General features: G+C 67.5%; 19 protein-coding genes and 1 tRNA gene. 11 read left to right on the top strand and 9 right to left on the bottom strand.

What is annotated here, in order from left to right; all coding sequences use genetic code 11:
- The first annotated feature begins 9 nt into the window (after positions 1-9).
- Positions 10-717 carry a C40 family peptidase gene (locus O0J15_RS01945; protein ID WP_223224737.1) on the top strand — a complete coding sequence of 236 codons (708 nt, stop codon included), beginning with the start codon at positions 10-12 and terminating at the stop codon, positions 715-717.
- Positions 718-937: 220 nt separating this feature from the next.
- Here the strand turns inward: O0J15_RS01945 and O0J15_RS01940 are convergent, their stop codons facing one another.
- A complete protein-coding gene (locus O0J15_RS01940; protein WP_019660634.1) occupies positions 938-2272 on the bottom strand; it encodes a dicarboxylate/amino acid:cation symporter in 1335 nt (444 codons plus the stop codon).
- Between the two features lie 153 nt (positions 2273-2425).
- Between O0J15_RS01940 and O0J15_RS01935 the strand changes: the two genes are divergently transcribed.
- From O0J15_RS01935 to O0J15_RS01915, 5 genes are all read left to right on the top strand, one after another.
- Complete coding sequence (locus tag O0J15_RS01935; protein WP_308304997.1) at positions 2426-4132, top strand: alkaline phosphatase; 1707 nt, start codon at positions 2426-2428, stop codon at positions 4130-4132.
- The gene (locus tag O0J15_RS01930; RefSeq protein WP_308304996.1) at positions 4129-4674 is read left to right on the top strand and encodes a WG repeat-containing protein; all 546 of its coding nucleotides are present in this window, start codon (positions 4129-4131) and stop codon (positions 4672-4674) included. Before O0J15_RS01935 ends, O0J15_RS01930 begins: the two co-directional genes overlap by 4 nt.
- 419 nt (positions 4675-5093) lie before the next feature.
- The gene (gene tilS, locus O0J15_RS01925) at positions 5094-6380 is read left to right on the top strand and encodes a tRNA lysidine(34) synthetase TilS (RefSeq protein WP_308304995.1); all 1287 of its coding nucleotides are present in this window, start codon (positions 5094-5096) and stop codon (positions 6378-6380) included.
- A 36-nt stretch (positions 6381-6416) separates the two neighbouring features.
- Positions 6417-6677, top strand: coding sequence for an exodeoxyribonuclease VII small subunit (locus tag O0J15_RS01920; RefSeq protein WP_005410522.1), 261 nt, complete (start codon positions 6417-6419; stop codon positions 6675-6677).
- Positions 6667-7545: a polyprenyl synthetase family protein gene (locus tag O0J15_RS01915; RefSeq protein ID WP_164145219.1), complete on the top strand. Its 879-nt coding sequence runs from the start codon at positions 6667-6669 to the stop codon at positions 7543-7545. Before O0J15_RS01920 ends, O0J15_RS01915 begins: the two co-directional genes overlap by 11 nt.
- A gap of 111 nt (positions 7546-7656) precedes the next feature.
- Here O0J15_RS01915 and O0J15_RS01910 read toward each other — a convergent pair whose 3' ends face one another.
- Entirely contained in the window at positions 7657-8028 is a 372-nt protein-coding gene (locus O0J15_RS01910) for a DUF4870 domain-containing protein (RefSeq protein ID WP_019662100.1), read from the bottom strand.
- Positions 8029-8115: 87 nt separating this feature from the next.
- Positions 8116-9483, bottom strand: coding sequence for a metalloprotease PmbA (gene pmbA, locus O0J15_RS01905; protein WP_019662101.1), 1368 nt, complete (start codon positions 9481-9483; stop codon positions 8116-8118).
- Positions 9484-9550: 67 nt separating this feature from the next.
- Here pmbA and yjgA point away from each other — a divergent pair, with 67 nt between their 5' ends.
- On the top strand, positions 9551-10141 hold the full coding sequence (yjgA, locus tag O0J15_RS01900) for a ribosome biogenesis factor YjgA (protein ID WP_308304994.1): 591 nt from the start codon (positions 9551-9553) through the stop codon (positions 10139-10141).
- A 41-nt stretch (positions 10142-10182) separates the two neighbouring features.
- Here yjgA and tldD read toward each other — a convergent pair whose 3' ends face one another.
- From tldD to O0J15_RS01880, 4 genes are read right to left on the bottom strand one after another with little or no spacing between them, the layout of a single operon-like run.
- Positions 10183-11628, bottom strand: coding sequence for a metalloprotease TldD (gene tldD / locus O0J15_RS01895; RefSeq protein WP_308304993.1), 1446 nt, complete (start codon positions 11626-11628; stop codon positions 10183-10185).
- A 60-nt stretch (positions 11629-11688) separates the two neighbouring features.
- A complete protein-coding gene (locus tag O0J15_RS01890) occupies positions 11689-15543 on the bottom strand; it encodes a YhdP family protein (RefSeq protein ID WP_308304992.1) in 3855 nt (1284 codons plus the stop codon).
- 30 nt (positions 15544-15573) lie between these two features.
- A complete protein-coding gene (rng, locus tag O0J15_RS01885) occupies positions 15574-17061 on the bottom strand; it encodes a ribonuclease G (protein WP_019662105.1) in 1488 nt (495 codons plus the stop codon).
- The gene (locus tag O0J15_RS01880) at positions 17054-17662 is read right to left on the bottom strand and encodes a Maf family nucleotide pyrophosphatase (protein WP_021204306.1); all 609 of its coding nucleotides are present in this window, start codon (positions 17660-17662) and stop codon (positions 17054-17056) included. Before O0J15_RS01880 ends, rng begins: the two co-directional genes overlap by 8 nt.
- A 130-nt stretch (positions 17663-17792) precedes the next feature.
- Between O0J15_RS01880 and O0J15_RS01875 the strand changes: the two genes are divergently transcribed.
- The 4 genes from O0J15_RS01875 to O0J15_RS01860 all read left to right on the top strand — a co-directional run bounded on the left by O0J15_RS01875 (position 17793) and on the right by O0J15_RS01860 (position 23968).
- Positions 17793-18530 carry an SIMPL domain-containing protein gene (locus O0J15_RS01875; protein WP_021204307.1) on the top strand — a complete coding sequence of 246 codons (738 nt, stop codon included), beginning with the start codon at positions 17793-17795 and terminating at the stop codon, positions 18528-18530.
- A 216-nt stretch (positions 18531-18746) separates the two neighbouring features.
- Complete coding sequence (locus tag O0J15_RS01870; protein ID WP_019662108.1) at positions 18747-19397, top strand: energy transducer TonB; 651 nt, start codon at positions 18747-18749, stop codon at positions 19395-19397.
- Positions 19398-19588: 191 nt separating this feature from the next.
- On the top strand, positions 19589-22417 hold the full coding sequence (locus O0J15_RS01865) for a TonB-dependent receptor (protein WP_021204309.1): 2829 nt from the start codon (positions 19589-19591) through the stop codon (positions 22415-22417).
- A gap of 129 nt (positions 22418-22546) precedes the next feature.
- Positions 22547-23968: a basic amino acid/polyamine antiporter gene (locus O0J15_RS01860; protein WP_308304991.1), complete on the top strand. Its 1422-nt coding sequence runs from the start codon at positions 22547-22549 to the stop codon at positions 23966-23968.
- A 100-nt stretch (positions 23969-24068) separates the two neighbouring features.
- Here the strand turns inward: O0J15_RS01860 and O0J15_RS01855 are convergent.
- Both O0J15_RS01855 and rlmH read right to left on the bottom strand, forming a co-directional pair.
- Positions 24069-24145, bottom strand: a tRNA-Asn gene (locus O0J15_RS01855).
- A gap of 22 nt (positions 24146-24167) precedes the next feature.
- Positions 24168-24638, bottom strand: a complete 471-nt coding sequence (rlmH, locus tag O0J15_RS01850) for a 23S rRNA (pseudouridine(1915)-N(3))-methyltransferase RlmH (RefSeq protein WP_019662111.1) — start codon at positions 24636-24638, stop codon at positions 24168-24170.
- Between the last annotated feature and the right edge of the window lie 31 nt (positions 24639-24669).

Genomic DNA, 24669 nt, shown 5'->3' with positions numbered 1-24669 from the left:
CGCCCGCTGTTGCTTGGCCTGGCACTGTGCCTGACCAGCCTTCCGGCCTGGTCGCAGACTGCTCCAAACCGTTCCGATGTGACCCCGGCCCCGGTGGCCGAGAGCACCGCCCGACCGGCCGCCAAGGCCGAGGCTGCCGCTCCGCAGCGCAGCCGAGTCGATGCCGCCGCCAGTGCCACGCTGGCCGCCCTGCTGCCGCACCTGGCCGCCAACGACACCATTCCGCTGATGGATCGCTCGGCCGTGGTGGCCGGTGACCTCAGCCGCCTGCTCGCCAACTACGACACCAGCAGCGCCGCCAATGGCAGCGTCGTCGGCACCGCCGCCGACAACGGCAAGGTGCAGTCGCTGCTGCGCCGCGCGATGACCCTGCTGGGCACCCCGTACCGTTGGGGTGGCAGCAACCCGGACAGCGGTTTCGACTGCAGCGGCCTGGTCGGCTATGTGTTCCGTTCGGCGCTGGGCATCGAGTTGCCGCGCGTCTCGCGCGAGATGGCGCACGATGACAACGCCGAACTGATCAACGACCGCACCGCGCTGGCGGCGGGCGACCTGGTCTTCTTCGGCCGCAAGGGCCGCGTCGACCACGTCGGCATCTATGTCGGCGACGGCCGCTTCCTGCACGCCCCCAGCTCGGGCAAGGATGTGCGCGTGGACACCCTGCTCAGTGGCTACTGGGGCAACAAGTTCATGCAGGCCCGCCGGGTGGATCTCTGACCCCTGGCGCTACAGCGCCGCCTGATGCAAGAAGCCGCTGCCCTGCAGCGGCTTTTTTGTTGGGCCCGTAATGGTGGGTGGCTGCCGACCTTGGTCGCCACCGGCTCCATCCATGCATGGTGTAGATCAAGCGGAGACCGCCTTGGCCGACACCGCCTCGGCCATCCCCCAAACAAAAGGCCCGCCGGTCAGGGCGGGCCTTTCAATTCAGCACACCACCTCAGGCGCGTGGTGGTGTCGGGTCGGGATCATCCACGCCCACGTTGCTGGACGGGTTGTCGTACACCGCCTGATCAAGCAGCCCGGTCTCCTTGGCCACGATCACCGGTACCAGCATCTGGCCCGTCACGTTCGTCATCGTGCGCATCATGTCCAGGATGCGATCAATGGCATACAGGTAGCCGATGGTCTCCAGCGGCAGGTTGGCCGCACTCAGCACCACCGTGGCCATGATCACCGCAGTACCCGGCACGCCGGCGGTACCGAAGCTGCCCAGCACCGAGGCGATCAGCACCACCACATACTGCTCCGGAGTCAGCGGCACACCGCTGTACTGCGCGATGAACACCGCGCACAGCGCCGGGTAGATCGCGCCGCAGCCGTCCATCTTGATGCTGGCGCCCAGCGGCACCGCAAACGAACCGTAATCCTTGTTCACGCCCAGGTTGTGGGTGATCGAACGCAGTGCCACCGGCATCGCCGCGAAGCTGGAAGAGCTGACGAACGCAACCTGCATGCCCGGCGCCGCACCACGGAAGAACTTCAGCGGGTTCAGTCCGTGCGCCAGCAGCAGTGCGCTGTAGACCACCACGATGTGCAGGGCGCAGGCCACGTACAGCGCCAGCACGAAATGCCCCAGCGGCAGCAGCTTCTCGAACCCGTAGCTGCCGACCAGACCGGCGATCAGGCCAAAGGTGCCGATCGGGGTGACTTCCAGCACGAAGCGGGTCACCTGGATCATGATGTCGCTCATCTGGCCGACCAGCTTGCGCGCCTCGGTCACCTTCTCGCCGAGCTTGACGATGGCGAAGCCGACCAGGCCAGCGAAGAAGATGACCGGCAGGATCGAGCCACGGCCGGCGGCCAGCACGGTTTCGCCGGCCGCGTTGACCTTGGTGCCGATACCGGACAGCGCATAGAAGACATTGGCCGGTACCACGTCCAGCAGCACCTGCACCACGCTGGGCACTTCGCGCGGCACGTAATTGCTGGCCATCGTCAGCTGCAGGCCACCGGCGCCGGGCTGCAGCACGGTGCCCACGCCCAGGCCGACGCACACCGCCAAAGCAGCAGTGATCACGAACCACAGGAAGGTGCGGCCACTGAGCGCGGCAACCGACTTCTGGCCGTGCAGCGACGAGATCGCATTGATCACCGCGAAGAACACCAGCGGCACGGCGATCATCTTGATCAGGGTGACGTACAGCTCGCCAAGCGGGCCGAACCACGTTTCCGCGGCCGGGCCGAGCGCCCAGCCGGCCAGCGCGCCGAGCACGAAGCCACCGACCACGCGCTGCCAGAATGGAATCCGCAGCCAGGCAGAGACCAGCTTCATAGGCAATCCAGAGGGAAGGAAGGGATGCTGGCACGATAGCCCATCAACGGCTGGGGAACGACCGCCCGACCGGCAAATCAGTGTGTCATCGGCGTGCCTTGCGAGGGCGGGCATAATGAACGTCCCGTTACAGTTTGTGAGATCCCAGCGTCCATGCGCCGTTCCGTCTCCCTGTTGGCCGCCTGCGCCACCACCCTGCTGCTGGGCGCCTGCGCCAGCACCACCCCTGCCTCTGCCCCGGCCGGCCTGAAGGTCGCCGTCAATCCCGTCGCCCACCCGGCCGGCGAAACCCCGCAGTGGTGGTACCGCAGCGGCGCTGCCCAGGCCGCCGCCAACGGCGCGATGTCCGGCAAGGCCAAGAACGTCATCCTGTTCCTCGGCGACGGCATGAGCCTGACCACCGTGGCCGCCTCGCGCATCTACGAGGGCCAGCGCAAGGGGGGCTCCGGTGAAGAGAACCTGCTGTCCTGGGAGCGCTTCCCGGCCACGGCGTTCAGCAAGACCTACAACACCGATTCGCAGACCCCGGATTCGGCCGGCACCATGACCGCCATCACCACCGGTGTGAAGACCCACATGGGTGCGATCGGCGTCAGCGCCGGCAGCCGCACCGACTGTGCCGACAGCCTGTCCAAGGGCCTGCTGACCTGGCTTCAGCTGGCCGACAGCGCCGGCCTGGCCACCGGCGTGGTGTCCACCGCGCGCCTGACCCATGCCACCCCGGCCGCGACCTACGCGCACTCGCCCGAGCGCAACTGGGAAAACGATACCGACCTGACTGAAGCGGCGAAGGCGGCCGGCTGCAAGGACATCGCCCAGCAGCTGCTGTCGACTTCGCGCTACGGCCGCGGCCCGCTGGTCGCCCTCGGCGGCGGGCGCGGGGAATTCACCACCGTGGAAGAGCGCGACCCGGAGTACGACGACAAGGCCGGCCAGCGATTGGATGGGCGCAGCCTGGTGCAGGAATGGCAGCAGGCCCATCCGCACGGCGCCTACGTGTGGAACAGCAAGCAGCTGGCCGCCGCCGCCAACGCACCGGCGATCCTCGGCCTGTTTGAACCGGACCACATGCGCTACGAGTACGAGCGCCCGCAGGATCCGGGCGGTGAGCCGAGCCTGGCCGAACTGACCGCAGCGGCGATCAAGAATCTGTCGAGGCACCCGGAAGGCTACGTGCTGATGATCGAAGGCGCACGCATCGATCACGCCAACCACAGCGGCAACGCCTACCGTGCGCTGACCGAAACCGTGGCGCTGTCCGATGCGGTGCGCGTGGCCAGCGAGCTGACCTCGGCCGACGACACCCTGATCATCGTTACCGCCGACCACTCGCACACGCTGAACTTCGTCGGCTACCCGGCGCGCGGCAACCCGATCCTGGGCAAGGTGAAGGACAAGGGCGGCGAAGATGGCGCCGGCAAGCTGGACTACGCACTGGACGGCACCGGCCAGCCGTACACCACGCTGAGCTACGCCAATGGCCCGGGCCACACCGGCAGCAGCAACCAGCAGCCGGCCGGCCCGAAGCGCTATCCGCACAACCCGAGCAGCTTCGAACCGGCCAACGGCCGCCCGAACCTGCGCGAGGTCGACACCGAGCATCCGGACTACATGCAGGAAGCGCTGGTGCCGATGAAGTCCGAATCGCACGGTGGCGAGGACGTCGGCATCTGGGCACGCGGCCCGGGCAGCAAGGCGATTCGCGGCACGCTGGAACAGAACGCGATCTATCACATGATCGTGCAGGCCACCCCGGCCCTGCGCGAGCGCCTGTGCCAGGCCGGCACCTGCGATGACAAGGGCGTGCCGGTGCAGCTGCCGGCACCGACCGCGTTCGAGCGCAAGGCCGAGGCCCAGTGATCGCACGTCAGGCCCGCCCTGATTCTGCCAGCGGCCGCTTCGCGCGGTCGCTGGCCCTGCTTGGCATGCTGGTCAGCGCCACTGCAGCGGCACAGGCACCGGCATGCAAGCTGCTGACCGACGAACACGGGTTGTGGCCGCTGCCCAACTGCGAGGTGATCGATCACCGGCCGAAGATCAGTGCCGACACGCTGAAGGCCCTGAATTACGACGACCACGGCCTGGCAGTGGTGTACGCCGACCAGGGTTTCCACTACGTCGACCGCAAGGGCCGCAGCCTGCCGGTGCTGACCTGGGACAACGGCCCGGAAACGCCGCAGGAAGGCCTGCTGCGCGCCCGCGTAGGCAACCGCGTGGGTTACTTCGACCTGACGTTCCGCCAGGTGGTACCCGGCACGTTCGATTTCGCATGGCCGTTCCAGGACGGCGTCGCCGAGGTCTGCAATGGTTGCCGTCGTGGTACGCCGGATGCCGATGGCCACACGCCGATGGAAGGCGGAGAGTGGTTCCGCATCGACCGTTCGGGCCGTCGGGTGAAGTAGGGTTTTCGGCAGGGCTGCGCCCTGCACCTGCAGACGCAACGGCAACGGCAACGGCCGGAAGCAACAGCAACAGCGTGCATTCCGTGGGATGGCGGGGCACTGTGGGTGTGCGGGGACGGCGCGAGTACGTCCATGTAGCCTTGGTCGCCGCTTGCACGTGTGCGCAGTCCTGCGCACACGAGCAAGCGGCGACCGAGCTTACATGGGTGAGGGCGCTTTGCTTGCGAAGCACTGCTTCGCAAGCGCCCGAACGCACAGCCGCCAGCGGCTGGGCCGGGCCCCGGAGGGGGACTTGCAGCGTCCCCCGCAACCGGACCCACCCCGCCATCCCTCAGCAGACCAGCTGTTGCTGTTGCTCTGGCTCGTAGCAGGTGCAGGGCGCAGCCCTGCCAAGCAAACCCCACCCTATACTTGCCGCCGTGACCGCCTTCCCTGCCCTCGTTCCGCTGGATGCGCCGCTGCTGGTGGGTTACAGCGGCGGTGTCGACTCGACCGTGCTGCTGCACTGGCTGTGGCGCTGTGCACAGGCCTCCGGCACGGCACTGCGTGCGGTGCACGTGCACCACGGTCTGCAACCCGATGCGGACGCCTGGGCGCTGCATTGCCGGCATCAATGCGCCGCGCTGGGCATCGAACTGGCCGTGCATCGCGTGCAGGTCGACAACCGTGCGGGCCTCGGCCTTGAAGGCGCGGCGCGGCAGGCGCGACGCGCCGCGTTCGCGGCCGAGTTGCGCGAGGGCGAAACGCTGGCACTTGCGCAGCACCAGGACGACCAGGCCGAGACCTTCCTGCTGCGCGCGCTGCGCGGTTCAGGCGTCGACGGCCTTGCAGCGATGTCTGCACACAGCCATCTTGGCGAACATCCCCTGTGGCGACCACTGCTGTCGACGTCGCGCGACGCGCTGCTCCACTACGCCCGGGAGCACGCGCTTCAATGGATTGAAGACCCCAGCAACGCGGAAGACCACGCCGATCGCAACTTCCTGCGCCTGCAGGTGTTGCCGTTGCTGCGCCAGCGCTGGCCGCACGCGGCGTCGGCATTGGCCGGCAGCGCGACGCATTGCCGGCAGACCCGCGAACTGCTGGACGAGGAAGACGCCGAGCTGATCGCGCATCTGGAAGTGGCACCGCGCGTGCTGTCGCTGCAGCTGCTACGCCAGGTGTCGCCGGGCCGCGCCGCGCGCGTGCTGCGTGCCTGGGTGCTGGGCCATGCTGCAGCACCGTTGCCGGCCACGGTGCTGAAACAGGCGCTGGACGAACTGCTGCCGGCCGGCAACGATCGCCAGGCGCGTGTGCGCTGGCACGATCACGCGATCCAGCAATGGCGCGACCACGCCTACCTGCTGCCAGCCCGGCTACCTGCGCTCCCCCCCGCGTGGCAGGCCGAATGGGACGGACGCGCGCCATTGGCGCTGCCCGATGGCGGACAACTGCGCCTGCAGGGCGCCCCGGCCTTCGAACGCCCATTGCAGGTACGTGCGCGCGCGGGCGGTGAGCGCATCCTGCTACCCGGTCGCCAGCATTCGCACGCGCTGAAGGACTGCCTGCAACGTGAGCGTCTTGCCCCGTGGCGCCGCGCGCAGCTGCCGTTGATCTTCGATGGCCCGCAGTTGCTGGCCGCCGCCGACGTGGTCATCGCCGCGCCCCTGCAGGCCTGGTTGCAGACGAACGGGGCACAGCTGCGTTGGCGTCCCGGCGGCTGGTGAATTGACCCCCGCGCGCAGCCCGTCCACACTTGCCGCATGGCCAAGAAGTCCCCCGAAAACGCCTCCCCGGTCGCCCAGTTCGAGCAGTCGCTTGAATCGCTGGAACAGCTGGTGGAGCAGATGGAAACCGGCGAGCTGAGCCTGGAAGCCTCGCTCAGTGCTTACGAACGTGGCGTCGGTCTGTATCGCCAGTGCCAGCAAGCGCTGGAACAGGCCGAACTGCGCGTGCGCCTGCTCAGCGATCCGGCGCAGCCGGAAGCATCCGAGCCGTTCGATCCGCCCAGCCATGATGGCTGAGGTTCTGTTCGCGCGCTGGCGCGACCGCATCGAGAGCCAGCTCGACGCCGCCCTGCCCTCGCCCGCCGAGGCCCCGCAACGCCTGCACCAGGCCATGCGCTACTCGGTGCTGGGTGGCGGCAAGCGCATGCGGCCGCTGCTGGTGTACGCCAGTGGCCACCTGTTCGGCGCGCAGCCGGAACAGCTGGACGCGGCGGCGATGTCCGTCGAGCTCATCCACGCCTATTCGCTGGTGCATGACGACCTGCCGGCGATGGACGACGATGCCCTGCGCCGCGGCAAGCCGACCACCCACATCGCCTTCGACGAAGCTACCGCCATCCTCGCCGGTGACGCCCTGCAGACCCGTGCCTTTGGCCTGCTGGCCGATGCGCCGCTGACGGCCACGCTGCGCGTGGCCTGCCTGCAGACCCTGGCCCACGCGTCCGGTGCCTCCGGCATGTGCGGCGGCCAGGCGCTGGACATCGATGCCACCGGCCAGCAACAGACCCTGGCGGCACTGACCCGCATGCATGCACTGAAGACCGGCGCACTGATCCGCGCGGCGGTGCGCATGGGTGCGCTGTGCGGCCAGGCCCACGAACCGCAGCTGGCCCAGCTCGACAGTTTCGCCGATGCACTCGGCCTGGCCTTCCAGGTCCGCGATGACATCCTGGATGTGGAAGCCAGTTCTGAACAACTGGGCAAGACCGCCGGCAAGGACCAGGCACAGGAAAAGAGCACCTTCCCGGCGCTGCTGGGCATGGACGGCGCCAAAGCACAGCTGCGCGAACTGGCAGCGCGCATGCAGGCAACCCTGGCCGGCCATGGCGAGGAAGCCGATCCGCTGCGCGCGCTGGCAACGCTGGCGGTGGAGCGCAATCACTGATTGCTGGCGGCGACGCTGCCGCACTGCGCTCACCGCGCTTGGCCCGGCAGGAGCGCCAAACAACAACGCCCGGCAATGCCGGGCGTTGCATGTATCCGCGTGCGGACGAACTTACTTGATCAGGCGCAGCGCGAACGGGTAGCGGTACGCCTCGCCGTTGTTGGCCTTGACGGCGGCAATGATGCAGAACACCAGGCTGACCAGACCAACGATCGGCATCAGGATCGCGCCGATGACGACGATGGTCAGGATCATGCAGATGACCATGGCGATGGCCACGGTGATCTGGAAGTTCAGCGCTTCCTTGGCCTGGTCGGTCACAAAGGCCTTGCCCGCATCATCCTTGTTGATCAACCAGATGATCAGCGCGCCGATGAAGCCGGTGAAGATGCCCAGCAGGTGCGCAGCCAGCGCCATCGTGCGCTGGTCGGCCGGGGCCTCGGTGGTCGCCGGCGGCGGCGGGACGTTATCGAATTCGCTCACGACAAAACTCCTTTTCATTGGGTGGTCTTGACCCACCAGCACCAAGCTGGCTGCGTCAGGCGGGCATAGCTTACGCCATCGACGCCATCAATCATTACCGGCAATGGTCATCCGCCCCACCAGGATCGAGCCGGTGCGGATGTGCGAGCGCGGGTCAACATCACTGCCCACCGCTTCGATGCTGCTGAACATCTCGCGCAGGTTGCCGGCGATGGTGATGCCATCCACCGGATACTGGATCTCGCCATTCTCGACCCGGAAGCCACCGGCGCCCCGCGAATAGTCGCCGGTCACCCCGTTGACGCCCTGCCCCATCAGCTCGGTCACCAGCAGGCCATTGCCCATCTGCCGGGCGATGTCCTGCAGCGCGCCAGCATTGGCGGCCAACTGCAGGTTGTGCACGCCACCGGCATTGGCGGTGGTCTGCAGGCCCAGCTTGCGTGCCGAGTAGCTGCCCAGCACGTAGCGCTGCAGGACGCCGTCACGGACCAGCGCCGAAGCTCGGGTGGCCACGCCATCGCCATCGAAGGCGGCCGAACGCAGGCCACGGCGCAGGTGAGGCAGTTCCTCGATCTGCATCCAGCCGGGGAACAACTGCAGGCCGACGCTGTCCAGCAGGAAGCTGGCCTGGCGGTACAGGGCACCGCCGGACACCGCCGACAACAGGTGGCCGACCAGGCTGCGCGCCACTTCCGGGGCGAACAACACCGGCATGCTGCCGGTGGCCATCGAGCGAGGCTGCAGGCGGGCGACGGTGCGCTCGGCAGCACGACGACCGACCAGGCCCACCTCCTCCAGATCCTCGCGGGCCAGCGCACTGGTGTACCAGCCATCGCGCTGCATGCCATCGCCCTGGCCGGCAATCAGCGCACAGCCCACCGAATGATGGGTGCCGCGCTCACGGCCGATGAAACCATGCGAATTGGCATAGACCGACAGGCTCTGCATGCTTGACACCGAAGCGCCGTCGGAATTGCGGATCTGCGCATCGGCCTCGCGGCCTGCGTTCTCACAGGCCAGGGCCAGGTCCACCGCCTCGTCGGCCTGCAGCGCCCACGGGTGCCAGGCATCCAGATCCGGGAAGTCGGTGGCCATCAACGCGGCCTCGGCCAAGCCGGCAGCCGGGTCATCTTCGGTATGCCGGGCGATCGCACAGGCCTGTTCGACCGTGGCGGCAAGGCTGGCCTCGTTCAGGTCGCCAGTGCTGGCACTGCCCTTGCGTTGCCCGAAATAGACGGTGACGGCGATACCGCGGTCACGGGTGGACTGCACGGTCTCAACCTCGCCAAGGCGGACATTGACCTCCAGGCCACGATCCTCGCTGCAGCTGACCTCGGCCTGGCTGGCGCCCAGCGCGCGGGCACGGTCGAGCAGCTGCTGGGAGAGGTCGGCCAGCCGTTCCAGCCGGGCCGCGCTGTCGTCGCCGACGGCCACTTCAGGGGCGATCACGTTCAATGCTTTATCCTGTACGGGTTGGGCCCGGCATCACGCCGGGCGACTTTTTTGAAATCAGGTATGGACGATGCGCGGACGCGACGAAGAAACCGGTGAATTCCACGACAAGAGCCGCAGCCAGAGCCGGCGCGACGCGCTCGACGTCCTGGCCCTGGGCGAGAAGCTGGTGTCGTTGACCCCGGCCCAGCTGGCGCGCCTGCCGATCCCGGAAGACCTGCTGCCGCATATCGCCGAGTGCAAGCGCATCACCGCCCACATCGCCCACAAGCGCCAGCTGGCGTTCCTGGCCAAGCACATGCGGCGCGAAGAAGAGGCCACGCTGGATGCGATCCGCGACGCGCTGGACGCCAACAGCGAGACCGGCCGCCGCGAAGTGGCAATGATGCATCGCGTTGAGGACTGGCGCGACCGCCTGCTGGCCGAGGGTGACAAGGCACTGGCGGCCCTTCTCGACGATTATCCGCAGGCCGATCGCCAGCAGCTGCGCACGCTGGTGCGCAACGCGCAGGCCGAAAAGGCCAGGAACAAGCCGCCGCGCGCCTACCGTGAGATTTTCCAGGTGCTGCGCGGCCTGATGCTGCCGGCCGCGCTTGGCCTGAAGACGGCGGGCGACGAAGACGCCGGCCACGTCGAGACCGACGAAGCCGACGAGGACTGAGTCCGCGCCGGTCGGGGCGGTGGCGCTGGCCATCGCCCGGCTCAGGCCTGGGTACCGCCGACGGTGATGCCCTCGATCAGCAGCGAGGGCTGGCCGACACCCACGGGCACGCTCTGCCCGTCCTTGCCGCAGACGCCCACGCCCTCGTCCAAGGCCAGGTCATTGCCGACCATGCGCACCTTCTGCATGGTTTCCGGACCGTTCCCGATCAGGGTCGCGCCCTTCACCGGCGTGGTGACGCGGCCATCCTCGATCAGGTAGGCCTCGGTCGCCGAGAACACGTACTTGCCGCTGGTGATGTCGACCTGGCCGCCGCCGAAGTTGACCGCGTACAGGCCCTTCTTCACCGAACGGATCATCTCCTGCGGGTCGTGCTGGCCGGCACGCATGTAGGTGTTGGTCATGCGCGGCATGGTCATGTGCGCGAATGATTCGCGGCGGCCATTGCCGGTAGGCGCCACGCCCATCAGGCGCGCATTGAGGCTGTCCTGCATGTAGCCGACCAGGATGCCGTCCTCGATCAGCGTGGTGCACTGGCTGGGATGGCCCTCGTCGTCGATGTTCAACGAACCGCGGCGTCCGTCCAGCGTGCCGTCATCGACGATGGTCACGCCCGGGGCGGCAACGCGCTCACCGATGCGGCCCGCGTAGACGCTGGTGCCCTTGCGGTTGAAGTCGCCTTCCAACCCGTGGCCAACCGCTTCATGCAGCAGCACGCCCGGCCAGCCCGGACCGAGCACCACCGGCATCACCCCGGCCGGAGCCGGAACGGCGTCCAGGTTCACCAGCGCCTGGCGCAGCGCCTCGCGGGCGAAGGCCTCGGGGCGCCCGCCCGCAAACAGTTCTTCATACCCGTAGCGGCCACCGCCGCCTGCATAGCCGGACTCGCGGCGACCGTGGTGCTCGACGATCACCTGTACGTTCAGGCGCACCAGCGGCCGCACATCAGCACCCAGCACACCGTCGCTGCGTGCGATCAGCACCGTGTCGACGCCGCCGGACAGGCTCACCATCACCTGCTTCACGCGCGGGTCGGCGGCACGCAGGTAGCCATCCAGGCGCTTGAGCACCTCGACCTTGGCCTCGTTGCCGATACCATCGATCGGGTCCAGCGCCGGGTACAGCGCGCGCGCGTTGCCACGCAGCAGCGATCGCCCGGATTGGGCACCGCCTTCGCGTGAGATCGCACGTGCCGACTGCGCCGCCGCCAGCAGCGCGTCGGCGTGGATGTCATCGGAATAGGCGAAGCCGGTCTTTTCGCCGGAAATTGCCCGTACGCCCACGCCCTGTTCGATGGAATGGGCGCCATCCTTGACGATGCCGTCTTCCACGCTCCAGCTCTCGCGGCGGGCATGCTGGAAGTAAAGATCACCGAAGTCCACACCGGGGCCAAGCAACTGGCCGAAGGTGCGCTCCAGGCCAGCGGTATCCAGGCCGCCGGGGCGCAGCAGGCGGTCTTGGGCAAGCGTCAGGGCGATGTCAGTCATGGTTCTCGATCTGGGGATGCGGGGGCGCTCAGGCAAGCCCCGTGAACAGGAAGGCCGCGCTCACCGCGGGCGCGGCAGGCCGGTGACGGTCGGTGGAATGGCCGGCGCCGGTGCCGGCGCGGGTGGTGGAGCCTTGTCGCGGCTGCGTTCGATCACTTCCACCTTGGGCTCCTTCCATGGACCGGTCACCTTGTAGGTACGGGCGCCAATCTCGCCCAACGGCTTGGACAATACCGCATTGGTGGCCGCGCCCAACGCCGCTCCCACCGGGCCACCGGCCACTGCCCCCACCACGGTCAGCAGATTGCCGGCACGCGGGTTGACGTCGATGGTCTGGTCGAACTGCTGGTTGCGCAGGTCGGCCTGGCCGCGGATGGTGATGTTGGCTGCCGGGCCTTCGATCAGCACCTTGTCGGTGCGCGCCATGCCCTGGCCGAACTGCATGCTGCCGTCGATCTGGTTGAACGCGAAGCCCTTGGAGAAGAAGTCGCGGAAGTCGAACATCAGGCGCCGCGGCAGCTGGGTCACGCTGAGCAGGCCCAGCACGCGGCCAGCACCCGGCTCCAGCTCCAGCAGCTGGCCGTTGCGTGCGTGCAGGTCCAGGCGGCCCTGCAGGTTGCCCAGCTGGAAGTCCGACGGCCCCCCGCTCCAGGTGGCCTGCAGCTGGGCCTGGCCGGAGCCACCACGCAGCTGGCCGCCGTAGTCCAGGTTCTGCATCAGTCCGCCCAGATCCTCGCTGCGCACCTGGGCGGTCAGCTCGGTGCGGGCTCCGCCGGCACGGCCCAGCCAGCGACCGTTGATGTCGATCTCCTGGTCCGGCGCGCGGAAGCGCAGCTCGTCCACGTTCAGGCCATTGGCCAACGGTCGTGTGCGCAGCACCGCCTGGCCCAGCACCACCTTGCCGAACTTGAGGTCGGCGATGTCCAGCGCGAACGGCGGCAGCTTGGCCGGGTCCATATCGTTGGCGCCGGCCTGGACCCGGGCCGGTGCGGCCGGTGCATCCAGAGCTGCCGGCAGCGATTGCCAGTGCACACGGTCGAGCTGGCCGCTGATGGTGCCGCCGTCAGCATTGGGGACAGTCAGGCGCCCGGCCAGCGACGGGCCCGCCAGGCGCACGTCCAGCGCCTGCGCGCCCGGATGCAGCTGCAACCGGGTCTGCTCGAAAACGCCACCGATCAGCTTCAATTGACCGACCTGCACGTCCACCGCACGCAGCGGCATCGTGTTGTCATCGCTGCCGCCCCGCGCCAGGCCGATCCACTCCAATGCGTCCAAGGTCGGGCTGCGGCCGTTGACGGTCAATCCGCTGGGCGGCGGCTCGCGATCGACATGGTCGCTGCCCAGCGTCACCTGCACGCCGGTCTGGTTGTTGTGGCTGCGCGCGGCCAGCGCCAGGCGCTGGCCGAACGCCACATCGATGCGGCCGGCACCCATCGGCAGCTGTGCGGCCACGGTGGTCGCCAGCGGCTCGGCAGCCGGTTTGTCCAGCGGCGCCGGCAGATCCAGCCGTGTGCCGACCAGATCGGAGCTCAAGCGCAGCTCGCTGGGCGGCGCAGGAGCACCTGGCGCCACCTTGGGCAGGTTGACCGCGATGGTCCACGGCGAGGTCCCGGTGATGTAGGGCTTGAGCCAGGCCATCTCCGGTGCGCGGTCGATCAGCACGCCGGCGTCAAGCGTGGCCGACAGCTTCGATTCGAAGGCCAGTCTGCTGTCGTGCACGTAGCCACCAGCACGCAGGCTCAGGCGGCCGTCCTGGCCGAGGTGGCGCACCGACAGTTCCTCGGCATCGAAACCGCCATTGCTGTAGCGCGCCTGCCCGTGCATGTTGTCGAAGGCGAGCTGGAAACGCTTGTCGACCAGCTTCACGCCGGCCAGGTCAACCGTCCCCTGCAGATGGCCACCGCCTTCATCGTGGTGCAGCGGTTGCAGCAGATCGAAGGTCACATGCGCCGGGCCCGCTGCGGTGAGGTTGTCCAGGGTATCGCCATAGTCCTTGTGCAGCGGGCTCTGCCGCAGCATGGCCAGCAGTCTGCCGGCCTCGCTCTGTGCATCGGCGCGCACGTACAGCGGCTGCTGCCCGAAATCCTGGATGCCCGCCTCGAACTTCTGCACCGCCACGCCGGCCAGGTCGCCGCGCCCATGCATGTCGAAGCCGGGGCCGATGAAGGCGATATCGGCATCGACCTGGCTCATCAGCGGCCAATCATGCTGGAAGCGGATGTCGCCATTGGTGATGTGGCCGGTGGCCTCGAAGCGGCCATCGTTGTCGTCGAACGGCCAGTCGTCCAGGTCACCGGTGACCAGGCCGACGCCGCCACGTACCTGGCCGCCGGCCAGTGCCATGTCCAGCCAGTCGGTGGCGCCCTTGCTCATCTTGGAGTGGATCCAGAAGCGCTTGGCCGCCGTCATCGGCACGTCGTCCAGCTTGGCGGCCAGCTGCAGCCACGGCCGCGTACCGTCGCCCTGGAACCACACACCGCCGCGCACGTCGGCCGCATAGTCGGTACCTTCCACACGCATCGCCGGCGTCCCGATCCGCCAACCACCGCCCTCGTCGCGCCAGCCCACGATCTGCCCGGCCAGCTGCAGGTCGTGGCGCACGCCGAAGCCGGTGGGCCAGTCGAACTGCAGCTGCCGTTGCGGCTGCAGCTGCAGGCTGAAGCCGTTGGCATCGCCTTCGAAACGCCCGCCAAGGCCGCGCAGCCCCGGTGAATTGCCGACGCTTGCAAAGCCCAGCGACTGCAGTTCACCCTGCGCCCACAATGGGCCATCGCGTTCGCCGGCCAGCTGCAACGCGCGCACGTCCAGCTGCGGCCTGGACAGGAACAGCCAGCGACGCAGGCCCGGCTCAAGGCGATCGCTCAGAGCCAGCGCACGCAGCGCGATGCCGGCCTGCACTTCACCGGAACGCACCCGCAGCTGTTTGCCGACCTGCAGCTGCAGGCCATCGAGGCGCTGCTCGCCGTCTTCATTCTTCAGCCGCAGGCGCGGTACCTGCAGCGCCCAGCCCTCGGCCTGGCGCTGCCAGCGCAGGCGGGCCTGCAGTCGCTGCAGCTGCAGCTGCGGCGCCGCCATGCCGGGTATCGGTGCGCCATCGATGCGCACGTCGCGCAGGTCCGAATCCGTGGTCACCGCCACCGGCACGAAATCGCGCAGGGTCAACCACAGGTTGAGTTCGCCCTTGCCCTCGCGCAGGCGCACACCGCCGGCCGCCAACAGCGGAGACCAGGCATGGAAATCGACCGGATCGGCGCCCAGCCAGGCCTCGCCGTTGCCACGCGTGCGGTCCACATCCAGCACCGCAGTCAATGGCAGCGCTTCGGCCTGGGCCCAGGCGCGCACGCCCACGCGCAGGCGATCGCCATTGACCCGCAGGCGCAGGTCGATGCGCGGCAGCGTGGTGTCGATGTCCAACGTCGGCGAGTGCACGCCCAGGCGCCCCCCGATCACCTGCAGCTCGCCCAGCCGGCGCAGCGCATCCAGCGGATCTCCACCGTCGGCGGACTGTGGCAGCCCACGCACCGACCAGCGACCGCTTGCATCCTGCTGCAGATCCAGCGCCAGCCCACGCAGGCGCAACTCGGTCAGCGAACGGCCAGGCAACAGGCCGCTGTACATCGATACCAGCACCTCGGCCTCGCCAATGGCCAGGCCGCGGCCCGCGCCGATATGCAGGCCTTTGAGCTGCAGCAACGGGCCACGACGGGTCCAGGCCGTCTGCAGCTGGTCGAAACGCACCGGCTGGCCGGCACGTTCGCTCAGCCAGGCCGCAATCCTGTCGGGGTGGCGCTCGGCCAGCGGCAGCAGCTGGCTGAGGGTGCCCACCAGCAGTGCCAGCCCGACCAGGCCCACCGCGCAGGCGGCAATGAGATGACGGCGGATCCTTCGCAGTCGCAGGCGCGGCGGCGCGCTCATCGGCCACCGCCGGCCTGCAGCCGGCGAGGATCAGAGCAGAACGACATCGAACTGCTCCTGCAGGTATTGCTCGTCCGCCTGGAAGCGGATGCTCTTGCCGAGGAATTCCTCCAGCTCGGCCACCGCCGCCGATTCCTCGTCGGTGATGCGCGCGACCACCTTGGTCGAGGCGATCACCAGCAGGCGCGCGGCGTCGAACTGACGCACCGCGCGGGTGATCTCGCGGAAGATCTCGTAGGTCACCGTCTCGGTGGTCTTGATGCTGCCGCGGCCGCTGCACTGCGGGCAGGTTTCCGACAGCTGGCGCTCCAGGCTTTCCACCGTGCGCTTGCGGGTCATCTCCACCAGGCCCAGCGGCGAGAAGTCATAGACTGTTGTCTTGGCATGGTCGCGCGCAAGCGCCTTTTCCAGCGTGCGCAGCACCTGGCGGCGGTGCTCGGCATCATCCATGTCGATGAAGTCGATGATGATGATGCCGCCCAGGTTGCGCAGCCGCAGCTGCCGCGCCACCGCCTGCGCAGCCTCCAGGTTGGTGCGGAACACCGTTTCTTCCAGGTTGCGCTGGCCGAGGAACGAACCGGTATTGACGTCGATGGTGGTCATCGCCTCGGTCTGGTCGATCACCAGGTAGCCACCGGATTTCAACGGCACCTGCTTGTCCAGCGCGCGGCCGATCTCGTCCTCCACCCCGAACATGTCGAAGATCGGGCGATCGCCGGAATACAGCTCCAGCTTCTCGGCCAGCACCGGCATGTACTTGGCGACGAAGGCCTGCAGCTGGCCGAAGGTCTCCTTCGAGTCCACCTTCACCTTGTCCACATCCTTGCGGATCAGGTCGCGCACCGAACGCAGCGGCAGGCTCAGGTCTTCATAGATGATGCTGCACGAGGGCGCTTCGCGGCCACGGCGCTCGACCACGTTCCACACGCGCGACAGGTAGGCGATGTCCTCGGCGATGGCCTCGGCCGGCTGGCCTTCGGCGTTGGTGCGCACGATGTAGCCGTAGCCGCCGTGCTGCGCCGACAGCTCGGTCACCAGCGCCTTCAGGCGGGCGCGCTCGGCTTCGTCCTCGATGCGCGCCGACACGCCCACCACCTTGGACTGCGGCAGCAGCACCATGTAGCGCGAGGGAATGCTGATCTGCGTGGTCAGGCGTGCGCCCTTGGTGCCGATCGGGTCCTTCACCACCTGCACGACGATGTCCTGGCCGTCACGCAGCAGCTCGACAATCGGCACGCTGGCCGGCGGCGGCAGGGTGGTGTTCTCGGTATCGGCACTGGCCACCGGCGCCGGCCGCACCACGTCATTGGCGTGCAGGAACGCGGCGCGCTCCAGCCCGACTTCGACGAAGGCGGCCTGCATGCCGGGCATGACCCGCTGCACCTTGCCCTTGTAGATGTTGCCGACCACACCCCGGCGCCAGCCACGCTCGATGTGCAGTTCCTGCAGCATGCCATTTTCGATCACCGCGACCCGGGTCTCGCGCGGGGTCACGTTGACCAGGATTTCCTCAGACATCTGCAGCCTCCCTGGCGGCATCGGCGGTGGGGGCCGGCACGCCGCAGCGCGCCAGCAAACGATCGGTGTGCAGCAACGGCAGCCCCATGACGCCGGAGTAGCTGCCGGACAGGTGCTCGATCCAGCGCTCGGCCCCGCCCTGGATGGCGTAGGCACCGGCTTTGTCCAGCGGTTCGCCGGTGGCGACATAGGCGGCGATGTCGGCAGCGTCGATCGGGGCGAAGGTCACTTCGGAAATGACCAGTTCGCTGTCCAGCCCGTCCGCGCCGACCACCACTACGGCCGTCATCACCTGGTGGGTACGCCCGGCAAGACGCGCCAGCATCCCCCGGGCATCGGCAGCGTCGGCGGGCTTTCCAAACACCTCGCCATGCAGCACCACCTCGGTGTCCGAACCAAGCACCCGCGCCTGCGGGTCATTGGCCAGCACCCGGGCCAGGCCGGCGCGCGCCTTGTCGGCGGCGACCCGGCAGACGTACTGTTCGGCGCTTTCAGCGGGCGCACGCTGCTCGACGACCTCCAGATCCAATGCCTGGAAAGGGCGTCCGAGTCGGGCCAGCAGCTGGTTGCGTCGGGGGGAGCGGGAAGCTAGGTAGAGCATCGGCACAGCATAACCTGAGGCCGCCACCTGAATCGTCGGCAACCCGTCCCGGAACGCGTTCAACCCCGAACGGACTCACAACGCGTTCATCGCTACGACACCACCCTCAACGGCACAACAAGGAGATCCCATGCGCCTGACTGCCACCCCGCTGCTGCTCGCCCTGTCCCTCGCCCTTGGAACCTCGATGACCGCCCATGCCGCTCCGTCCTCGCCGTCGATCGCCGCACCGGCCGAGGGCACGCTGCTGAACATCTCGGCCAATGCCGAGGCCACCCGCGTGCCTGACGTGGCCACGCTGTCGGCCGGCGTGGTGAGCCAGGCTGCCGATGGCAACAGCGCCATGCGCCAGAACGCCCAGCAGATGGACAAGGTGCTGGCCGCGATCAAGGCCGCCGGCATCGCCGAGCGCGACGTGCAGACCAGCGGCGTCAGCCTCAACCCGCAGTACCGCTACGCCGACAACGAAGCGCCGAAGATCACCGGTTACCAGGCCAGCAACACGGTCAGCCTCAAGGTGCGCGACATCGCCAAGCTCGGCAAGGTGCTGGACGCGCTGGCCGCGCAGGGCGCCAACCAGATCAACGGCCCGAGCTTCGAGATCGACCAGCCGGAACCAGTGTATGACGAAGCCCGCCTGGCTGCGCTGAAGAAGGCCCAGGCCCGCGCCCAGACCTATGCCAAGTCACTGGGCCTGCAGGTGCGCCGCATCGTCAGCATCTCCGAGAACAGCAATGGCGGTTTCCGCCCGATGCCGATGATGCGCACCATGGCGGCCGGTGCGGCGATGGACAAGGCCACCCCGGTCGCGCCGGGTGAATCCACCGTCTCGGTCAACCTGGACGTGGTGTTCGAACTGGGTCGCTGAGCCGTTGGTCATTGCCGACAGAGGCGGGTTCCCCAGGGGACCCGCCTTTTTTCGTGCATTCCGACGGCAGTGGCTGAAGGCCAGCCCAACACGGCTGCCCCTGCCTCTATGCAGTGGCCGCCCGGGCGCGCTACTGATGCACTGCCAGCCGCGTGCGGCAACCCCGCCACGGGCCCTGGTGCGTTGAGGACTTCGTCACTGGCATGGAGGTGGACCATGGTTCGTACGTATCCCGTTGCATCCCTGCACTTCGACCCCGCCCGCGTTGCCGCCTGGAGCGCGGCGATCGCCCTGCACCTGCTGGCCTTCCTGTTGTTGCTCATCCCTGCGACCTACCAGGCCGTGCAGGCCCCGCGTGAAAAGACCACGGTCAGGCTGATCGAGAAGATCCCGCCAACGCCGCCGCCCCCGGTGCTGGAACAGCCCAGGGAGGTCGCCCGGGTCGTACCGAAGCCACAGACGCAGCCGGCCGCGCCGCCGCTTCCAGCTCCTACCGCAACCGTGGAAGAAGCCCAGGGCATCGCGCTGCCGGCCGCCGAACCGGCCCCGCCCCAGCTTGCACCGAGCATCGATACCTCCGCACCACTGGCCGGTGCCCAGCTGCAGTACCGCAGCGCCCCGCCGCCGGCCTATCCGCTGGCGGCATTGCGCAACCGCGAACAGGGCACTGTGCTGTTGCGGGTAGAGGTGGACACCCGCGGGCAGCCGACGGGGGTCAGCATCGAGCGCAGCAGCGGTTCGCGCAGCCTGGACCAGGCCGCGCGCCTGCAGGTGCTCCGGCACTGGCGCTTCGAGCCGGCCCAGCGTGATGGCGTGGCGGTACCGGCCATCGGCATGGTGCCGGTGCAGTTCTCGCTGCCGGAGTGAAGTGATCGCCGGCCCGGCCCCCTGCCGGGCCGGCGCTTCCCTGCACGTGCCAACGGACGGAACCGGATCAACCGTTACCGATTAAGCAAAAATTCACGACTTCGTCACCTACCGGAAACCTAGATTGATCCGTCCCGGAATCTTCCGGAGACAGCCCTCAACGCTACGGTTTTCCAGTTAGGAGAGAAGCTGTGAAACACCTGATCCAACGGCCCGCCAGCCGCCGCCGCAGCACTCTGGCATCGTCCATCACCCATATCCTTACCGGCAGCACCCTGTTGCTGGTTGGCGCCGCGGCTTCCACCTCCGCCTTCGCGCAGGACAAGGCCACCAACCTGGACCGCATCACGGTCACCGGTTCGAACATTCCGCGCACCAACACTGAAACGCCGTCGCCGGTGCAGGTAGTAACCCGCCAGGAAATCGACCGCACCGGCAAGACCACGGTTGCCGAATACCTGCAGACCCTGACCGCTGATGGCTCCGGCTCCATCCCCAAGACCTTCGGCAACGGCTTTGCCGGTGGTGGCGCCGGCATTTCGCTGCGCGGCCTGGGCGCGGGCTCGACCCTGGTCCTGTTGAACGGCCGCCGCATGGCCACCTACGGCCTGGCCGACGACGGCCAGAAGGTCTTCACCGACCTGAGCACCATTCCGCTCGATGCCGTCGAGCGCGTGGAAGTGCTCAAGGACGGCGCCTCGGCAATCTATGGCTCCGATGCCATCGCCGGCGTGGTCAACATCATCCTGCGCAGCGACTTCCAGGGCGCCATCCTGCGTGGCTCCTATGGCCTGTCCGGTGACAGCGATGGCGACGCGAAGAAGGCGACCCTGACCGCCGGCACCGGCGACCTGGCCACTGACGGCTGGAATGCCTTCTTCAGCCTGGACGTCGGCAAGACCGACGCGATCAAGATCAGCGATCGCAAGAACCGCAAGTGGATCGGCACCGGCGACATCCGTCCTTGGGGCTATGGCAACAATGCCCAGTTCCTCGGCGGCGCCTACCTCAATGGCCGCACCAGCGGAGGCGTCGGTCCGAATGGCTCGGTGTATGACGACCGCAATGTCACGGCGACCAATCCGGCAAGGCTCGTGCCACTGCCCGGCTGCCAAGGCCTGACCACCATCCCGGGCCAGACCGACGCGTCAGTGGCGGCCCAGGGCTGCCTGTGGGATCCGGCGCAGCAGTTCCGTGATCTCACGCCTGAAGAGAAGTACGTCAACGTGTTCGGCCGCGCCAGCTTCGCCTTCGGCGAAGGCGGCGAGGTCTACACCGAGATCGGCTACTCGAAGAAGGAAACGATCTTCAGCAACACACCGTCCGGCGTCTCCGGCAGCTGGGGCTATCCCCTTGGCCCGCGCAATGCCAGCAGCGGCCCGGGCGCCGTGGTGCTGTCGCCGACCCATCCCGACAATCCGATCCAGGGCCAGGCCTCGCGCCTGCGCTACTCGGCCTGGGATGTCGGTCCGCGCGTGACCAACAACACCAATGAGTTCAACCGCTTCCTGGTCGGCGTCAAGGGCAACTGGGGTGACTGGAGCTACGACACCGCCTACCTGCACTCCGGTACCGATCTGGTGAACAAGCGCACCGGGTTCCTGCGCTACAGCGCTGTACAGTGCGCGCTGGGCAACCCGAACTGTGCCGGCGGCGTGTGGCGTATTGGCGACAATGCCAACCTCAACTCGCAGGCGCTGTACGACTTCATCTCGCCGACCATCAGCGCACGCGCCAAGTCCAGCCTGGACATGTTCGACTTCACCGTGTCGCGCAGCCTGATGGACCTGAAAGGTGGTCCGCTGGGCCTGGCAATCGGTACCGAGTGGCGCAAGACCAGCAACAGCCTGACCCCGCAGACTTACACCGACCAGGGTGACATCATCGGCCTGGGCTATTCGGCCTATGACGGTACGCAGAATGTCTACGCCGGCTACGTCGAACTGTCGGCACCGGTGCTGGAGCAACTGGAACTTTCCGGCGCGCTGCGTTACGACAAGTACGAAAGCGGCGAAGGCAAGGCCACGCCGAAGCTGGGCATCAAGTGGACCCCAGCCGACTGGATCGCTCTGCGTGCCAGCTACGCCGAAGGCTTCCGCGCCCCCAACCCGGCCGAGAACGGCGATGGTGGCCTGGCCGCCTTCTCCAACGCCCGCGATCCGGTGCGCTGCGCCGTCAGCCCGCCGGCCGATGTCGGCACCAACTGCAGCTCGCGCCCGGTCGCGATCATCACCCGCCCCAACAAGGACCTGAAGCCGGAAGAGTCCAAGAGCTACTCGGTGGGCATCGTGCTGCAGCCGACCTCCACCACTTCGATGACCGTGGATGCCTGGCAGATCAAGCGCACCAACGAAATCGCCCAAGGCTCCACGGCCGATGCCATCGCCGCCGGCAACGTGCTGCGTGACATCGACCTGATCAACGGCATCGCTGGCACCGGCAGCATCCTGGCGGTCAACACCGCGTACATCAATGCGGCATCCACGCGCGTGCGCGGTATCGATACCGATATCCGCCAGACCTTCGATATCGGCCCGGGCCAGCTGGAAATGGACCTGCAGTGGAGCCATGTGCTGAAGTACGAGCGCACCGACTCCGACGAGACCTTCGACTATGCAGGCACCCACGGCAACTGCGACGTGACCAACTGCATCGGTACGCCAAAGGACCGGATCAACTTCGGTACCACCTGGCGTCAGGGGCCGTGGAGCGTGAGCGGCGTCGCCAACTACATCTCCAAGATGGACAACAAGGATTTCCGTGGTCCGGAGGGTTCGTACCAGTTCTCCTACGCCGACGGTACCGACGTCACCAAGATCTCCTCGTTCACCACCTTCGATCTGTCCGGCCGCTGGAACATCACCGAAGCCTTCGAACTGAACGCCTCGGTGCAGAACGTGTTCGATCGCATTGCTCCGCTCGATCCGACCACCTACGGTGGCGTGAACTACAACCCGCTGCACTTCAGCGGCGCCATCGGTCGCTACTTCACCGTCGGCGCCAAGTACACCTTCAAGTAATACCGTTCAACGCATCAACTTCGGAGGCCCGGGCAGCAGCCCGGGCCTTCGTCGTTGCACGCCTTGCATGCACGTTCACAGGCACGTGGCTACCGTGTGCAAGCGGCACTACCGCCGCAGGGGATCACCATGGCCACGACATCGCAACGCCTGGGCCTGCCCGCGTTGACTGCACTGGTAGTTGGCTCGATGGTAGGCGCCGGCATCTTCTCATTGCCGCAGAACGTGGCGCGCAGCGCCGGGCCGGCCGCCGCGCTGATCGGCTGGGCGGTCAGTGGCGCCGGCATGCTGATGCTGGCCTTCGTGTTCCAGGCCCTGGCCAACCGCCGGCCGGATCTTGATACCGGCATCTACGCATACGCGCGTGAGGGCTTCGGCAACTACATCGGGTTCTCTGCGGCCTGGGGCTACTGGGTCGCCTCGGTGCTTGGCAATGCCAGCTTCTTCGTGCTGATCTTCAGCGGCCTCGGCCATTTCCTGCCAGTGTTCGGCGAAGGCAACACGCCTGCCGCCGTGGCGGCGTCGTCAGTGCTGCTGTGGACCGTGCACCTGCTGGTGCTGCGTGGCCTGCGTACGGCGGCCATTGTCAATGGCCTGGTGACGGTGGCCAAGCTGCTGCCGATCACGCTGTTCCTGATCCTGGCAGCAGGTGCGTTCCGCATGGAGGTGTTCCGTGCCGATTTCCTTGGCACACCCGCGCTCGGCGATCTCGGCCAGCAGCTGCGCGGCATGATGCTGGTGACCGTGTGGGTATTCATCGGCATCGAGGGCGCCAGCATCTATTCACGGCGTGCGGCGCGCCGCGCCGACGTTGGCCGCGCCACGGTGATCGGTTTCCTGGGGGTCTGGCTGCTGCTGGTGCTGGTCAGCCTGCTGTCGATGGGCGTGCTGTCGCAGGCCGAACTGGCCGGGCTGCCCAATCCGTCGATGGCCTATGTGCTGCGCGCCATCGTCGGCGAATGGGGCGCGACGGTGATCATCATCGGTTCGATCATCTCCGTCCTCGGTGCATTGCTGGCCTGGGTGCTGCTGTGCGCCGAAGTGCTCTATGCCGCCGCGGGCGACGGCACCATGCCCGCCTTCCTCGGCCGCGAGAACGCGCGTGGTGTGCCGGCCAATGCACTGTGGTTGAGCAATGGCCTGATCCAGTTGTTCCTGCTGCTGGTGCTGGTCAGTTCGGGCAGCTACACCGGGCTGGTGCTGCTCGCTGCGTCGATGAGCCTGGTGCCCTACTTCCTGTCCACGGCATTCGGCGTGCAACTGGCCTGGCGCGGGCAGGCCTACGCCGATGAGCCCAGTGTGCGCTGGCGTGATTTCGCGGTTGCGCTGCTGGCCAGTGCGTACGCGCTGTGGCTGGTGTATGCCGGCGGCCTCGACAACCTGCTGTTGTCGGTGTTGCTGTACGTGCCCGGCGTGGTGCTGTTCGCACTGGCCCGGCGCCAGCGCGGCGAGCTGGTATTCACGCATTGGGAATGGGTGCTGTTCGGCGCGATCCTGGCGGTGGCGATCGCCACGCTGGTCGCGTTCTGGAAGGGCCTGATTACGCTGTAGCGCCGAGCCCATGCCCGGCTTCGAGGATGCAGCCGAGCATGGCCTCGGTTCTACAATACGACAAAAAAAACCTGCATCTTGCGATGCAGGTTTCTCAAGGTGGCGCCCGAAGTTGGACTCGAACCAACGACCCCCTGATTAACAGTCAAGTGCTCTAACCGGCTGAGCTATTCGGGCAGACGACTAGTATAACCATTCTTCACGCGCGATGGTAGGGGTGATTGGCGATCATTGCGGCAGCCCGATACAGCTGCTCGGCCACCACCAGCCGCACCAGCATGTGCGGCAGCGTCAATGGTCCAATCGACCACTTCTCATCGGCCAACGCGGATACTTCCGGCGAATGCCCTTCCGGGCCACCGATCAGGAACGCCAGGTCCCTGCCCTGCCCGCGCCAATGCTCCAGGCGTTGTGCCAGCTGTTCGGAGCTGAGCTGGCGGCCCGGCACATCCAGCGCCACCACATAAGCGTTCTTCGGCAGCGCAGCGATTACCCGCCTGCCTTCATCCTCCGTGGCGCGGCGCGGATCGCGGCCCTTGCCGCGCAGGCCAGGCTCGATTTCGACCAGCTCGAACGGCAGCCAGTGCGACAGCCGCTTCTGGTACTCGGCGAAGCCCTGCGCGACCCAGCTGGGGGCGCGTTCACCGGTGGCGATCAGGCGGGCTTTCATCAGCGGTCCTCCAAAACGTCGAGGGCGGCCG

The sequence above is a fragment of the Stenotrophomonas sp. Sm10 genome (assembly GCF_030985515.1).
Taxonomy (GTDB): domain Bacteria; phylum Pseudomonadota; class Gammaproteobacteria; order Xanthomonadales; family Xanthomonadaceae; genus Stenotrophomonas; species Stenotrophomonas hibiscicola.
This window is presented reverse-complemented; position numbering and strand designations above follow the sequence as displayed.

What these genes read in the sequence shown, in the direction of transcription:
- O0J15_RS01940 (WP_019660634.1), bottom strand. Translation starts at nt 2,272, where the DNA reads ATGAAGCTGGTCTCTGCCTGGCTGCGGATTCCATTCTGGCAGCGCGTG.
- O0J15_RS01935 (WP_308304997.1), top strand. Translation starts at nt 2,426, where the DNA reads ATGCGCCGTTCCGTCTCCCTGTTGGCCGCCTGCGCCACCACCCTGCTG.
- O0J15_RS01920 (WP_005410522.1), top strand. Translation starts at nt 6,417, where the DNA reads ATGGCCAAGAAGTCCCCCGAAAACGCCTCCCCGGTCGCCCAGTTCGAG.
- O0J15_RS01915 (WP_164145219.1), top strand. Translation starts at nt 6,667, where the DNA reads ATGATGGCTGAGGTTCTGTTCGCGCGCTGGCGCGACCGCATCGAGAGC.
- yjgA (WP_308304994.1), top strand. Translation starts at nt 9,551, where the DNA reads ATGCGCGGACGCGACGAAGAAACCGGTGAATTCCACGACAAGAGCCGC.
- tldD (WP_308304993.1), bottom strand. Translation starts at nt 11,628, where the DNA reads ATGACTGACATCGCCCTGACGCTTGCCCAAGACCGCCTGCTGCGCCCC.
- O0J15_RS01890 (WP_308304992.1), bottom strand. Translation starts at nt 15,543, where the DNA reads ATGAGCGCGCCGCCGCGCCTGCGACTGCGAAGGATCCGCCGTCATCTC.
- rng (WP_019662105.1), bottom strand. Translation starts at nt 17,061, where the DNA reads ATGTCTGAGGAAATCCTGGTCAACGTGACCCCGCGCGAGACCCGGGTC.
- O0J15_RS01880 (WP_021204306.1), bottom strand. Translation starts at nt 17,662, where the DNA reads ATGCTCTACCTAGCTTCCCGCTCCCCCCGACGCAACCAGCTGCTGGCC.
- O0J15_RS01875 (WP_021204307.1), top strand. Translation starts at nt 17,793, where the DNA reads ATGCGCCTGACTGCCACCCCGCTGCTGCTCGCCCTGTCCCTCGCCCTT.
- O0J15_RS01870 (WP_019662108.1), top strand. Translation starts at nt 18,747, where the DNA reads ATGGTTCGTACGTATCCCGTTGCATCCCTGCACTTCGACCCCGCCCGC.
- O0J15_RS01860 (WP_308304991.1), top strand. Translation starts at nt 22,547, where the DNA reads ATGGCCACGACATCGCAACGCCTGGGCCTGCCCGCGTTGACTGCACTG.
- rlmH (WP_019662111.1), bottom strand. Translation starts at nt 24,638, where the DNA reads ATGAAAGCCCGCCTGATCGCCACCGGTGAACGCGCCCCCAGCTGGGTC.